General features: G+C 71.6%; 13 protein-coding genes. 2 read left to right on the top strand and 11 right to left on the bottom strand.

Annotated elements, in window-relative coordinates; genetic code table 11:
* Positions 1-3: 3 nt before the first annotated feature.
* Positions 4-552, bottom strand: coding sequence for a cysteine hydrolase family protein (locus tag DY262_RS02075; protein WP_116957314.1), 549 nt, complete (start codon positions 550-552; stop codon positions 4-6).
* A gap of 117 nt (positions 553-669) precedes the next feature.
* Here DY262_RS02075 and DY262_RS02070 point away from each other — a divergent pair, with 117 nt between their 5' ends.
* On the top strand, positions 670-1,641 hold the full coding sequence (locus DY262_RS02070) for a GlxA family transcriptional regulator (RefSeq protein WP_116957313.1): 972 nt from the start codon (positions 670-672) through the stop codon (positions 1,639-1,641).
* A gap of 8 nt (positions 1,642-1,649) precedes the next feature.
* Positions 1,650-2,744: a DUF72 domain-containing protein gene (locus DY262_RS02065; protein ID WP_116957312.1), complete on the top strand. Its 1,095-nt coding sequence runs from the start codon at positions 1,650-1,652 to the stop codon at positions 2,742-2,744.
* Here the strand turns inward: DY262_RS02065 and DY262_RS02060 are convergent.
* The 10 genes from DY262_RS02060 to DY262_RS02015 all read right to left on the bottom strand — a co-directional run bounded on the left by DY262_RS02060 (position 2,734) and on the right by DY262_RS02015 (position 12,550).
* Entirely contained in the window at positions 2,734-3,303 is a 570-nt protein-coding gene (locus DY262_RS02060) for a methylated-DNA--[protein]-cysteine S-methyltransferase (protein ID WP_116957311.1), read from the bottom strand. The genes DY262_RS02065 and DY262_RS02060 overlap by 11 nt on opposite strands.
* A gap of 6 nt (positions 3,304-3,309) precedes the next feature.
* A complete protein-coding gene (locus DY262_RS02055; protein WP_116957310.1) occupies positions 3,310-4,215 on the bottom strand; it encodes an SDR family oxidoreductase in 906 nt (301 codons plus the stop codon).
* Positions 4,216-4,240: 25 nt separating this feature from the next.
* Positions 4,241-4,681 carry a GNAT family N-acetyltransferase gene (locus DY262_RS02050; protein ID WP_245980765.1) on the bottom strand — a complete coding sequence of 147 codons (441 nt, stop codon included), beginning with the start codon at positions 4,679-4,681 and terminating at the stop codon, positions 4,241-4,243.
* A gap of 8 nt (positions 4,682-4,689) precedes the next feature.
* Positions 4,690-5,628, bottom strand: a complete 939-nt coding sequence (locus tag DY262_RS02045) for a glutathione S-transferase family protein (protein WP_116957540.1) — start codon at positions 5,626-5,628, stop codon at positions 4,690-4,692.
* A 37-nt stretch (positions 5,629-5,665) separates the two neighbouring features.
* Entirely contained in the window at positions 5,666-7,315 is a 1,650-nt protein-coding gene (locus DY262_RS02040; RefSeq protein WP_116957309.1) for an isovaleryl-CoA dehydrogenase, read from the bottom strand.
* Entirely contained in the window at positions 7,299-8,351 is a 1,053-nt protein-coding gene (locus DY262_RS02035) for a fatty acid desaturase (protein WP_116957308.1), read from the bottom strand. The genes DY262_RS02040 and DY262_RS02035 overlap by 17 nt, the downstream gene beginning before the upstream one ends.
* A 7-nt stretch (positions 8,352-8,358) precedes the next feature.
* Positions 8,359-9,375 (bottom strand): NADP-dependent oxidoreductase, encoded by a 1,017-nt coding sequence (locus DY262_RS02030; RefSeq protein ID WP_116957307.1) that lies wholly within the window; start codon positions 9,373-9,375, stop codon positions 8,359-8,361.
* Between the two features lie 17 nt (positions 9,376-9,392).
* Complete coding sequence (locus DY262_RS02025; protein ID WP_181936381.1) at positions 9,393-9,821, bottom strand: PaaI family thioesterase; 429 nt, start codon at positions 9,819-9,821, stop codon at positions 9,393-9,395.
* Positions 9,821-10,612, bottom strand: a complete 792-nt coding sequence (locus tag DY262_RS02020; protein ID WP_116957305.1) for an SDR family oxidoreductase — start codon at positions 10,610-10,612, stop codon at positions 9,821-9,823. The genes DY262_RS02025 and DY262_RS02020 overlap by 1 nt, the downstream gene beginning before the upstream one ends.
* 114 nt (positions 10,613-10,726) lie before the next feature.
* A complete protein-coding gene (locus DY262_RS02015; RefSeq protein ID WP_116957304.1) occupies positions 10,727-12,550 on the bottom strand; it encodes an acyl-CoA dehydrogenase in 1,824 nt (607 codons plus the stop codon).
* Position 12,551 lies beyond the last annotated feature (1 nt).

Here is a 12,551-nt window from a genome sequence, read left to right as displayed (position 1 = left end):
GCTTCAGCGCGCCAACAAGGCCTCGGTGGTGCTGAGCGTGGCGTACGACGCCCCCAGCGCTGCCATGAAAGCGGCGTGCACCTGTGCCGCCGGCACCGTCTGCCCGCCAAACACCAGGTCGCGCGTGGCGCAGGCGTCGTGCACCACGGTCACGGCATAGCCCAGATCGGCGGCGGCGCGGGTGCCGGCGTCGATGCACATGTGGCTCATGGCGCCCACGATCACCAGCTCGCGCACGCCCAGCTCGTCCAGCAGCGCCTTCAGCGGCGTCTCGCGAAACGCATTGGGAAAGTGCTTGACGATCACCGCCTCGCCCTCGGCGGGCGCCACCGAGGCGTGGATCTGCACGTTGGGCGTGCCTGGCCTGAACACCGGCGCGTCGGGCCGACCGGCCTCGTGCCGCACGTGGACCACCGGCACGCCCTGGGCGCGGGCCTTGGCGATCACGCGTGCCGCGTTGGCGGTGGCCGCCTCGATGCCGACCAGGGGCAGTTGGCCGGTGGGGAAATACTCGTTCTGCAGGTCGATCACGACCAGGGCGCTGGCGGGCATTCGGTTCTCCGTGGGTTCAAGCGTCGTCCGTCCCGGAAAAGGGGCGAACGAATGATCCCTGGGGTGCCCGCCGGCGCACAGTGGCGTCATCGACATTCCAAGGGGCAGAATCGACACATGCCCTCCCCCGCCCCCACCGAAATCGGCCTCGTGCTCTACCCCGGCGCGCAGCAGGCCGCCGTGCTGGGCATGAGCGACCTCTTCGACTACGCCTCGCGCACCGCCACCCCGCGCGTGGGCGGCACCGCCCACGCCCTGCGCGTGAGCCACTGGCAGCTGCATGAGCAGGGCCCGCCGTCGCGCGTGTTCGACAGCGCCCCCGGCCAGGAGGGCACGCCCGCCGTGCTGGTGCTGCCCCCCAGCCTGAACCCGCCGCTGGCGCGCGAAGCGGCGGCGCCCTTCGGCGCCTGGCTGCGCGAGCGGCACGCGGCCGGTGTGGCCCTGGCCTCGGTCTGCGCGGGCGCCTTTGTGCTGGGCGAAACCGGCCTGCTCGTCGGGCGCACCATCACCACCCACTGGCGCTACGCCGAGGCCTTCCAGGACCGCTTCCCCGGTGTGCGGCTCGACACCGACCAGCTGATCGTCGACGACGGCGACATCCTCACCGCCGGCGGCGCCATGGCCTGGACCGACCTGGGCATGCGCCTGATCGACCGCACCCTGGGGGCCACGGTGATGGTGGAGACCGCGCGCTCGCTGCTGGTCGATCCGCCGGGGCGCGAGCAGCGCTACTACAGCGCCTTCTCACCCCGGCTGCGCCACGGCGACGCCGCCGTTCTCAAGGTGCAGCACTGGCTGCAGGCCACCGACGCGAAAGACATCGCCCTGCCCAGGCTGGCGGCCCAGGCCGGTCTGGAAGAGCGCACCTTCCTGCGCCGCTTCCAGAAGGCCACCGGCATGACCACCACCGAGTACTGCCAGCGCCTGCGCGTGGGCCGGGCGCGCGAGATGCTGCAGTTCGGCCGGCTGCCGGTGGACCGCATCGCCTGGGATGTGGGCTACGGCGACACCAGCGCCTTCCGCAAGGTGTTCATCCGTTTCGTGGGCCTCACGCCGGGCGAGTACCGCCGGCGCTTCCACGCGGTTTGACGGCACCGATGCAAGACGACCTGTTCGGCGGACCGCCCTCCTCACCGCCCTCGCCGCCCTCGCCGCCGCCAGCGCCCGCCGCACCGCCGCCCGCCCATGGCCCACCCGCGCGCCGCCGAGGCGGCGCTGGCGTCTTGCCCGCCGGGCACAGCGAGGCCCTGCGCGCCCTGGCCGCCGCCCTGCCGCCGCGCCTTCGCCTGGGCACCTCGTCCTGGACCTACCCGGGCTGGGCTGGCCTGGTCTGGGACCGCGGGTACCCCGACGCCACGCTGTCCAAACAAGGCCTGGCCGCCTATGGCCAGCACCCGCTGCTGCGTTGTGTCTGCATCGACCGCAGCTTCTACCGCGCCCTCACCGAGGTGCAGTTCCGGCGCTACGCCGAACAGGTGCCGAGCGATTTCCGCTTCGTCGTGAAGGCCCCCGCGCTGGTCTGCGACGCCCAGGTCCGCGGTGAGGACGGCATGGGCCGCCAGCCCAACCCGCTGTTCCTGGACCCGGCCGTGGCGGTGAGCGAGTTCATCGAACCGGCCCTGGCCGGCCTGGGCCACAAGGTCGGCGCGCTGGTGTTCCAGCTGAGCCCCCTGCCCTTCGCGCAGTTGCAGCGCCTGCCGCTGCTGCTGGAGCGCCTGCGCGCCCTGCTCAAGGCCCTGCCGGACGTGCGCGGCGCCACGCCCGACGGCGTGGTCGCGGTGGAGGTGCGCGACCCCGAGTGGCTGTCGCCGCGCATCGCCCCCGCGCTGGCCGAGGTGTTGCGCGAGGCCGGCGCCACCTACTGCCTGGGCCTGCACGCCAAGATGCCGCGCATGCGGGACCAGCTGCCGTTGCTGCGCGCCCTGTGGCCCGGCCCCCTGGTCTGCCGCTGGAACCTCAACCCCCTGCACGGCGCCTACGGCTACGAAGACGCGCAGCGCGAGTACAGCCCCTACGACCGCATCCACGACGTGGACGAAGACACGCGCGATCTCATCGTGCGCACGGTGCGCGGCATCACGGGCGCGGGGCAGAACGCCTACGTGACCATCAGCAACAAGGCCGAGGGCTGCGCCCCGCTGTCGGCGCTGGCGCTGGCCGAGCGCCTGGCCGGACCGCCCCTCAGCGACTGAGCCCGGGCGGCGGCGGATCGAACAGGTCGGGCTCCAGCGCGCCCTCGATGCCCAGCATGCGCAGCTTGGTCATGGCACCGCCGCGCGCCGAGAAGCCGCCCGGCTGTCCGCCCGCCGCCATCACGCGGTGGCAGGGCACGATGGGCGCGAAGGGGTTGGCCCCCATGGCCTGACCCACGGCGCGCGCCAGTGGCGGGTCGCCCAGGGCCTGGGCCACCTCGCCGTAGGTGCGCGTCTGGCCCGGCGGGATGCGGCGCGCGAATTGGTACACCCGCTGGCGGAAAGCACTCACGCGCGCCATGTCGAGCGCCACCTCCAGCAGGTCGCGCCGCTCGCCCGCCATCAGGGCCACCACGCCCGCGATGGCGTCTTGCACCTGGGGCGGCGGCTCGGCGGCCGGCAGTGCCTCGCCCGCGTTGCGGAACAGGCGCCGGCGCGTGGCCGCGTCGTCGGCCTCGGGCAGCTGCACGGCCACGATGCCCGCCGGCCCCCAGGCGATGGCGCAGCGGCCGATGGCGGTGTCGAACAGGCAATGGCCGCGGGCGGCCGGCGCGTCCACGCGGCCTCAGCCTTCGCGCAGCGCGGCGCGCAGCTGCGCGCCCACCTCCGGGCGCTCCATGAAGGGATCGGGCGGGTTCTGAACGTTCACGATGGCCTCCATGCGCGAGCGCACATTGCCCAGGGCCTTCGGGTGGCTGAAGACGTAGAAGCGGTCGGCTTCGATGGCCTCGAACACCTTGTGCGCCACCTCGGGCGCCGTCACCTTGCCCGACCCCACGGCCTTGTCCGTCATGGCCTGGCCGATGAGCTGGCTTTTGGTCAGGCGCTCGCCGGCCAGCTCGGCCGGCTTGTTGCGCTGGCTCTGGCTGATGCCGGTGGGCACGAAGTAGGGGCACAGCACGCTGGCGCCGATCTGGTCGCTGACCAGGCGCAGGTCCTGGTAGAGCGTTTCGGTGAGCGCCACCACCGCGTGCTTGCTCACGTTGTAGATGCCCATGTTGGGCGGCGTCAGCAGACCCGCCATGCTGGCGGTGTTGACGATGTGGCCGCGCCAGGCCGGGTCGGCCTTCGCGGCGGCCAGCATCATGGGCGTGAACAGGCGAACGCCGTGCACCACGCCCCAGACGTTCACGCCCAGCACCCATTGCCAGTCGCGCACCGAGTTCTCCCAGATCAATCCGGCCGAACCCACGCCCGCGTTGTTGAAGACGAAGTGCGGCGCGCCGAAGGTCTGCCGAACCTCGTCGGCCAGGGCCTCCATCTGCGCGGCGTCGGACACGTCCACGCGGCGCGCCAGCACCCGCGCGCCGCTGGCCTTCATCTCGGCCTCGGCGCGCGCCAGGGCGTCGGCCTGCACATCCACCAGCACGAGGTTCATGCCGCGCTGGGCACCGATGCGCGCGCACTCCAGGCCGAAGCCCGAGCCTGCGCCGGTGAGCACGGCGGTCTTGCCGTGGAAGTCCTGGATCATGGTGTCGTCTCCTTGGTTCGTGTGTTCAGCGGCGCAGCATCTCGACGTGCGGGATGCCGTCCTCGTCGTAGGGCGGCCCCTCGGTCTCGAAGCCGTGCTGGCGGTAGAAGCCCTGCAGGTGCGCCTGCGCGCCGATGCGGATCGGCTGTTCGCCCCAGAGCGCGTGCAGCTGCCGCACCGCCTCGCGCATGAGCGCGTGACCCATGCCGGTGCCGCGCGTGGACGGGTCGCTCACCACGCGGCCGATGCTGGCCTCGGCGAACTTCAGGCCGGCCGGCACCAGGCGCGCATAGGCCAGCAGAACGCCGCCGCGTTCGCCCAGCAGGTGGTGGCAGGCGGGGTCGGCGCCGTCCATGTCCTGGAACACGCAGTTCTGCTCCATCACGAACACCTCGGTGCGCAGGCGCAGCAGGTCGTACAGCGCCCGGGGCTTCAGTGCGTCGAAGGCCTGGCAGTGCCAGATCAAGCCGCCGCTCAAGCCCGCACCTCGCGCAGCACGTAGCCCACGCGCGGAAAGTGCACGTGCACCGTGCCGGCGCGCTCGTCCTGGCGTTCGATGGTGTAGCGCGTTCGCGTGGCCGCGCGCAGCAGGCCTTCGCTCGTCTCGGTGCCGAAGGCCTCGGCGGCGATGCTGACAAGGCTGCCCAGCGCAATGCCGTGGTCGTCCTGGAAGGACACGTCGGGCCCGATGGGCTCGGGCGTGGCGGCGTGCGCGATGCCCAGGGCATCGGCGCTGCTCAGACGCTCGCTGCGGCCATGGCCGATGGCGGCCAGGCGGTCCATCCACTCCAGCACGTCGGGGGTGGCATCCAGGATGCTGGCGAGGCCCGGGTTCAGCGTGCGTGTGAACCACAGCGGGTGGTAGGCCGCGAAGTCGGCGATGCAGGGCACCTCGCCCAGCAGGAAGGGCTGGTCGTCGAGCATGCTGGCCAGGCGGCGCAGGTAGCTGCGGTAGGCGCTGGTGGCGTCGGCGGGGCGCAGCAGCGTCATGTTCTGGCGCATGGCGGCGCGGTCGCTGGCGAAGGCCTGGCCCTCGCCGGCCGGCCGGCTGGCGAACATCGCCGCCGCGCCCTTGGGGCTGAGCGTGTAGCCCATGGAGGCCCAGAACAGGGAGGAATCGGCCCACTGCGCCACGGTGCGCGACAGGCCACGCGCGTGCGCCGGGAACAGCGGGGGCTCGGGCTCGCGGTGCTCCAGCACGTCGGCGATGAGGGCGGTGTCGCAGTAGATGTCGGCGCCGATCTGCAGCAGCGGCGTCTTGCGGTAGCCGCCGGTGAGGGCCACCACGTCGGGCTTGGGCATCACCGCGGGAATGTGAACGCTGTGCCAGACCAGGCCCTTGTGGCCGAGCATGAGCCGCGCCTTCTCGGCGAAGGGCGACATGGGGTAGTGGTGGAGGATCAGGTCGTGCATGGTGGTGGCGTGCATGGCCGTGGGCTCGTTCATCGGGTCAGCGCGGCATGGCCCGCTCGATGATGGCATCGACCTCGGTGCCGGCGGACAGCGAACCGAAGCTGTGGCCCCAGTGCCCGCCCAGCCGCGAATCGCAGAAGGCGTTGAACACGGCGGCCGGCGCGGTCTGCGCCAGCAGCGCGGCCTGCACGGCCAGCGCCACGTCCTGCGCCAGGCGGCGGGCTTCCATCTCGGTGGCCATTTCTTCCACGCGCAGCGGCAGGCGCGCGGCCAGGTGGTCCAGCGCGGCGTGCTGGCCCCTGGCGGGCGCCAGCTCCTGCGCCAGCGCGGCCGCGGCGTCGGCCTTGCGCAGGGCGCGCAGCAGGTCCAGCGCCATGATGTTGCCGGCGCCTTCCCAGATGGAGTTGAGCGGCATCTCGCGGTAGATGCGGGCCATGATGCCCTCACCGCCCTCCTCCACGTAGCCGTTGCCGCCCAGGCACTCCATGGCCTCCTGCGCGAAGTGGCTGCCGCGCTTGCAGATCCAGAACTTGGCCACCGGCGTCAGCAGGCGGGCCATCACCTGCTCGTGCGGGTCGTGCTGGCGGTCGAAGGCGCGCGCCAGGCGCAGGGCCAGTGCGGTGGAAGCCTCGGATTCGAGCGCCAGGTCGGCCAGCACGTTCTTCATCAGCGGCTGGTCGATGAGGTACTTGCCGAAGGCCTTGCGCTGCGTGGTGTGGTGGAGCGCGATGGACAGGGCCTGGCGCATCAGCCCGCTGGTGCCCAGCGCGCAGTCCAGGCGCGTCATGGTGCCCATGGCCAGGATCTGCGGCACGCCGCGCCCTTCTTCGCCCACCAGCCAGGCCGTGGCGCCCAGGAACTCCACCTCGGAGCTGGCGTTGGCCTTGTTGCCCAGCTTGTCCTTCAGGCGCTGGATGCGGACCGCGTTGAGCGAGCCGTCGGGCAATACGCGCGGCAGAAACAGGCAGGACAGGCCGCTGGCGGTCTGCGCGAGAACGAGGAAGGCGTCGCACATGGGCGCCGAGAAGAACCACTTGTGGCCGGTGACCGCGAAGCGTTGTCCCCAGCCGTCGCGGCCCGCGGGCTCGGCGCGCGTGGTGTTGGCCCGCACGTCGGAGCCGCCCTGCTTCTCGGTCATGCCCATGCCCATGGTGGCACCGGGCTTGTCGCGCCAAACCTTCAGCGCGGGGTCGTAGTCGCGGCTGGTGAGTTGCGGCGCCCAGTCGCGGTAGATGGCGGCGTTGTCCTGCAGCGCGGGCGTGACCGCGTAGCTCATGGAAATGGGGCACAGCACCGAGGGCTCCAGCTCGGTGAACAGCATGAAGCCGGCGGCGCGGCGCAGGTGGGCGTTGCCGCGGGCCTGTTCCGCGGCGCCAAAGGCGGCGCCGTGCAGGCCGGCGCCCACCGCCTCGCGCATCAGCGCGTGGTAGCTGGGGTGGAACTCCACCTGGTCGATGCGCTCGCCCACGCGGCTGTGCGTCTTGAGCTGCGGCGTGAATACGTTGGCCAGGCGCGCATGGGCCTGCATCCCCGCGCTGCCCACGGTGGCGCCCAGGGCGCGCAGGCCGGTGGTGTCCAGTCCCGGCGCGTTGAAGGCCAGCGCGGCCTGCAGCGCGCGGTTGGTGTCGAAAAGGTTGAGGTCCACCAGCGGCGCGGGCTGGTTGAAGACTTCATGCGTGGACAGCATGTCGGGCCTTTCTCGCGGCAAAGATCAGGGACCAGGTCTGGCGGACATCGCGCACCTCGGCCGCGTCGAGCGCGCCCTTCTCGCGCAGCAGGGCGTGCAGTCGCGGCAGGTGGTAGTGAGGCACCGCCGGGTAGAGGTGGTGCTCGAGGTGGTGGTTCACATGGTGCGGGAAGAGCAGCGCGCGCGCCAGCCAGTTCAGCGGCGAACCCCAGGTGCGGTTGCAGCGCGCCGCGGTGAGCGGCGAGCCCAGGTCTCCCACCGCGCCGTGCTCGCAGATGGCGCGCAGGCGCAGGATGGGTTGCAGCACCGTCAGCAGCGGCAGCAGCCACAGCACGGCATACATCAGCAGGCCGCGTGGCCCGCCCAGGCCCAGCGCGAGCAGCGGCGCACCGAGGTGAAAGGCCACCACGTACCAGCGGTCGCGCCGGGCGGCGGCGCGCAGCGCGGGCGAGGTGTCGTCCAGCGGGCGGATCTCGCGGCGCGTGTCGTCGTTGATGGCGGGTGCGCCGAAGAAATAGGCGTAGGTTTTCCAGGCGTTCAGGCCCAGCAGGTCCTGGCCCAGCTTGCGCCACAGGTAGGCGCGCCCGCGCGGGTAGCCGCCGTGGATGGCGGTGTCGGGGTCGTCGTCGGTGTAGAGGTGGTTGTGGTGCAGCCGGTGCGTCACGCGGTACGTGCACATCGACAGGCCGGCCACGATGCCCATGAGGCGGCCCAGGCCGTCGTTGGCCCAGCGGGCGCTGAACAGGCGGTAGTGCGTGGCCTCGTGCGCCAGGATGAACAGGCCGTGCTGGGCGATGCCGATCACCGGCACGCACAGCAGCAGCCAGGCGCTGGGCCAGCTGGCCATGCCCAGGGCCACCGCGCCCGCGATCAGCCCGAGGGTCTGCGCGATGGCCAGCAGAGAACGCGGCGTGGACAGGCGCGTCAGCGGCGCCAGCTCCTCGGGCGTGAGCAGGCGGCGCGCCTGCGCGGTGCGCGAGCCGGGGCCGCGCAGGTCCTCGCGAAACTCCTCACCGCGCGCCGGCGCCGCGTCCATGGCCGCCTCAAACCAGCTTGACCAGCTGCTTGCCGAAGTTCTTGCCCTTGAGCAGGCCCAGGAAGGCCTCGGGCGCCGAGGCGATGCCCTGCGCGACGGTCTCGCGCGGGCGCAGCTTGCCGCTGCCCACCAGGGTGCCCAGTTCCTTGAGCGCCTCGGGCCAGACCTCCATGTGCTCGCTGACGATGAAGCCTTCCACCTTGAGCCGGTTGACCAGGATGAGCGCCGGGTTGGCCAGCGGCAGCGGCTGGCCGTCGTAGCCGGCGATCATGCCGCACACCGCGATGCGGCCGAAGGCGTTCATGCGCAGCAGCACGGCGTCCAGGACCATGCCGCCCACGTTCTCGAAGTAGCCATCGATGCCATTCGGGCAGGCCTCCTTGAGCGCTTTGGCCAGCGAGTACATGTCCTTGTGCAGGCGGTAGTCGATGCAGGCGTCGAAGCCCAGTTCTTCCACGGCGTACCTGCATTTCTCGGGCCCGCCCGCGATGCCCACCGCGCGGCAGCCGCGCGCCTTGGCCAGCGCACCGAAGGCGCTGCCCACGGCGCCCGTGGCCGCGCTCACCACCACGGTGTCGCCGGCCTTGGGGTTGATGATCTTCACCAGGCCGTACCAGGCCGTCACGCCGGGCATGCCCACGGCGCCCAGGTAATGGCTCAGCGGCACGTGGGTGGTGTCCACCTTGCGCAGCGCGCCGGGCTGCTCGGCATCGACCACGCTGTACTCCTGCCAGCCGCCCATGCCCACCACCTGGTCGCCGACGGCGTACCTGGGGTGCTTCGATTCGGCCACCACGCCCACGGTGCCGCCGATCATCACCTCGCCCAGGGGCTGGGAGGCGGCGTAGCTCTTGCTGTCGTTCATGCGGCCGCGCATGTAGGGGTCCAGGCTGAGGAAGTGGTGCCGCACCAGCACCTGGCCGTCCTTGAGCGGGGGCGTCTCGGTGCTGACGAGCTTGAAGTTGTCGACGGTGGCCTCGCCCTTGGGGCGGTTGTCGAGCAGGATCTGGCGGTTGGTGGGCATGAGGGTCTCCCGGTGGGTCAGTCGGTGGGGATGCGGTTGAGCGGGTTCACGCGGCCCGCCCCCGTGGGCAGGCGCGGCACGAACTTGAAGGTGCCCGTGGCATGGCTGCACAGCTTGCCGCTGGCGTCGAGCACGCGGCCCTCGGTGAAGGCCATGGTGGCGGTTCGGTGCAGCACCAGGCCGCGCGCCACCAGCGGGCCCTTGGCGGCGCGCACGAAGCTGGTTTTCATTTCGATGGTGACGCAGCCCATGTCGGTCTGCAAGGAACGCGCGGCGTGCGCCATCACCACGTCCAGCAGGGTCATGCCGACGCCGCCATGCACCACGTCGAAGGAATTCAGGTGCTCGGGCGCGGGGTCGTAGGCCATCTGGGCCTCGCCGCCCTCCATGCGCTCGAGGCGAAAGCCGAGCAGATCGACAAAGGGAATGCGTACCGAGAATTCCATCAACCGCCCGTGATGATCGAGACACCGCCGTCCACGGCCAGCCATTGGCCGGTGATGTGCTTGCCGGCGTCGCTGGCGTACAGCACGGTCAGGCCCTTCAGGTCCTCGTCGTCGCCCAGGCGGCCCAGCGGCGCGTGCGCGGCCAGCTTGTCCTCGCCCATGGCCTTGAGCGTGCCCTGGGTCATCTTGCTGGGAAAGAAGCCCGGGCAGATGGCGTTGACGCGGATGCCATGGTCGCCCCACTCGGCCGCCAGCGCGCGCGTGAAGTTGATGACCGCGCCCTTGGAGGTGTTGTAGGCGATGGTCTTCATGCCGCGCGGGTTGCCGCCCAGGCCGGCGATGGAGGCCGTGTTGATGATGCTGCCGCCCTTGCGCGGGATCATGCTGCGGCGCGCGACTTCCTGGGCCAGGATGAAGTAGCTGCGCACGTTGAGGTCCATGACCTTGTCCCAGGCGTCCACCGGGTGGTCCTCGGCCGGCGCGCCCCAGGCCGCGCCCGCGTTGTTCACCAGGATGTCGATGTGGCCCAGGCGGCGCATCGTCTCGTCGACCAGCCGGCGGCACTCGTCCTCGCTCTGGCCGTCGGCGGCCACCCATTCGGCGGCGATGCCGGCGGCCGTGAGTTCCGCGCAGGCCTCCTCCAGGTCCTTGGCCTTGCGCGAGCTGATCAGCACGCGCGCGCCGGCCTCGCCGAGCGCGTGCGCCATCTGCAGGCCCAGGCCGCGCGAGCCGCCGGTGATGAGGGCGGTGCGGCCCTTGAGGTCGAAGAGTTGGGAGATGGTGCGGGTCATGTCTGGTCTGCCTCGTGTGTTGTTCGGGGTGGCGGAAACCGGGTCATTGTGGACCGTGGCGCGGCGCCTGTGTGTCGCCCGGGCGGCGCCGGCGCGCCGGCCCCCGCGCCGGGCTCAGAACGCCTCTTCCGGCAGCTCGGCGCAGGTCGGGTCGCGCCGGCTCACCACGGCGAGCCAGGCGCCGGTCTTGGGCAGCTCGTAGTGGAAGAAGAAGCGCATGGCGCCCAGGCGGCCGGTGCGCGCGGGGCTGTCGGGTGCGGCCAGCGCGGCCAGGGCCACGTCCAGCCAGATCCAGGCCAGCACCGTGTGGCCGAAGGCCTGCAGGTAGGGCACGGCGTTGGCCAGGGCCTCGGCCGGGTTGGCGGTGGCCCAGGCGGCCTTGGTGGCCGCGCCCACTTGCGCCAGGGCCTGGCCCAGGGCGTTGGCGTGGGCCGCCAGCTCCGGCGTGTGGATGGCGCGCTGAATGGTGGCGTTGACGCGCTGGGCCAGCAGCTGCAGGCCGCGGCCGTTTTCCATCAGCACCTTGCGGCCCAGCAGGTCCATGGCCTGGATGCCGTGCGTGCCCTCGTGGATCATGTTCAGGCGGTTGTCGCGCCAGTACTGCTCCACCGGGAAATCGCGCGTGTAGCCGTAGCCGCCGTGCACCTGGATGGCCAGGCTGTTGGCCTCCAGGCACCACTCGCTGGGCCAGCTCTTGGCGATGGGCGTGAGCACCTCCAGCAGCAGGCGCGCCTCGTCGGCGGCCTCGGGCGCGCCGGTGTGCTGCTCATCCACCAGGCGCGCGCAGTACAGCTCCAGCGCCAGCGCGCCCTCGCAGTAGCTCTTCTGCGCCAGCAGCATGCGCTTGACGTCGGCGTGTTCGATGATGCGGCTCTGCGGCCGGCTCGGGTCCTTGCCCTCCGGCCCCACGGGGCGGCCCTGCGGGCGGTTCTTCGCGTAGTCCAGGCTGGCGTGGTAGCCCGCCATGCCCAGCATGGTGGCCGCCATGCCCACGCCGATGCGCGCCTCGTTCATCATGTGGAACATGCAGCGCAGGCCCTCGCCGGGCTGGCCGACCAGGTAGCCGATGGCGCCGGCCGCGCCCCGCACGGGGAACTTGCCTTCGCCGAAATTGAGCAAGGTGTTGGTGGTACCGCGCCAGCCGCACTTGTGGTTCAGGCCGGCCAGGGCCACGTCGTTGCGCTCGCCGGTGAGTTGCGCGCTGGCGTCCACCAGCTTCTTGGGCACCACGAACAGCGAGATGCCCTTCACCCCCGGCGGCAGCTTGCCGTCCGGCCCGGGGATCTTGGCCAGCACCAGGTGAACGATGTTCTCGGTCAGCTCGTGCTCGCCGGCCGAGATCCACATCTTGTTGCCCTTGAGCCGAAAGCGCGGCCCCAGCGGGTCGTCCATGAAGCCCTCGCCGTCGGGCACGGCGCGCGTGGCCACGTCGCTCAGGCTGGAGCCGGCCTGCGGTTCGCTCAGGCACATGGTGCCGGACCAGCGGCCCGCGAACTCGTTGAGCGCGAACACGCGCCGCTGCGCCTCGCTGCCGTGCGCCATCAACAGGTTGGCGTTGCCCACGGTGAGCATGCCGCTGCCGATGCTGACCGAGGCCATGGCGAAGAAGGCGTTGGCCGCCGCCTCCACCGTGTAGGGCAGCTGCATGCCGCCCAGGCGATAGTCCTGCGCGGCGCTGAGCATGCCGCTCTCGGCATAGGCCTGGTGCGCGTCGTGCGTGGCCTGCGGCAGCACCACGCGCTCGCCGTCGAAGTGCGGCTCCTGCGTGTCCACCGTGCGGTTGAAGGGCGCGTACTTTTCGCGCGCGATGCGCTCGCAGGTGTCGAGCACGGCGTCGAAGGTCTCGCGGCTGTGGTCGGCGAAGCGCTCGCGCTGGTTCAGCGCCTCGACCCCCAGCCAGTCGTTGAGCAGGAAATCGACGGTGGGGCGAAGGCTCATG

Source organism: Hydrogenophaga borbori, assembly GCF_003417535.1.
GTDB classification, from domain to species: Bacteria; Pseudomonadota; Gammaproteobacteria; order Burkholderiales; family Burkholderiaceae_C; genus Hydrogenophaga; species Hydrogenophaga borbori.
This window is presented reverse-complemented; position numbering and strand designations above follow the sequence as displayed.

Bases quoted from the DNA above. Each gene is read 5' to 3' on its own strand.
- DY262_RS02030 (WP_116957307.1), bottom strand. From the start codon at position 9,375: ATGCCCACCAACCGCCAGATCCTGCTCGACAACCGCCCCAAGGGCGAG.
- DY262_RS02065 (WP_116957312.1), top strand. From the start codon at position 1,650: ATGCAAGACGACCTGTTCGGCGGACCGCCCTCCTCACCGCCCTCGCCG.
- DY262_RS02075 (WP_116957314.1), bottom strand. From the start codon at position 552: ATGCCCGCCAGCGCCCTGGTCGTGATCGACCTGCAGAACGAGTATTTC.
- DY262_RS02020 (WP_116957305.1), bottom strand. From the start codon at position 10,612: ATGACCCGCACCATCTCCCAACTCTTCGACCTCAAGGGCCGCACCGCC.
- DY262_RS02025 (WP_181936381.1), bottom strand. From the start codon at position 9,821: ATGGAATTCTCGGTACGCATTCCCTTTGTCGATCTGCTCGGCTTTCGC.
- DY262_RS02040 (WP_116957309.1), bottom strand. From the start codon at position 7,315: ATGCTGTCCACGCATGAAGTCTTCAACCAGCCCGCGCCGCTGGTGGAC.
- DY262_RS02055 (WP_116957310.1), bottom strand. From the start codon at position 4,215: ATGATCCAGGACTTCCACGGCAAGACCGCCGTGCTCACCGGCGCAGGC.
- DY262_RS02015 (WP_116957304.1), bottom strand. From the start codon at position 12,550: ATGAGCCTTCGCCCCACCGTCGATTTCCTGCTCAACGACTGGCTGGGG.
- DY262_RS02045 (WP_116957540.1), bottom strand. From the start codon at position 5,628: ATGCACGACCTGATCCTCCACCACTACCCCATGTCGCCCTTCGCCGAG.
- DY262_RS02070 (WP_116957313.1), top strand. From the start codon at position 670: ATGCCCTCCCCCGCCCCCACCGAAATCGGCCTCGTGCTCTACCCCGGC.
- DY262_RS02035 (WP_116957308.1), bottom strand. From the start codon at position 8,351: ATGGACGCGGCGCCGGCGCGCGGTGAGGAGTTTCGCGAGGACCTGCGC.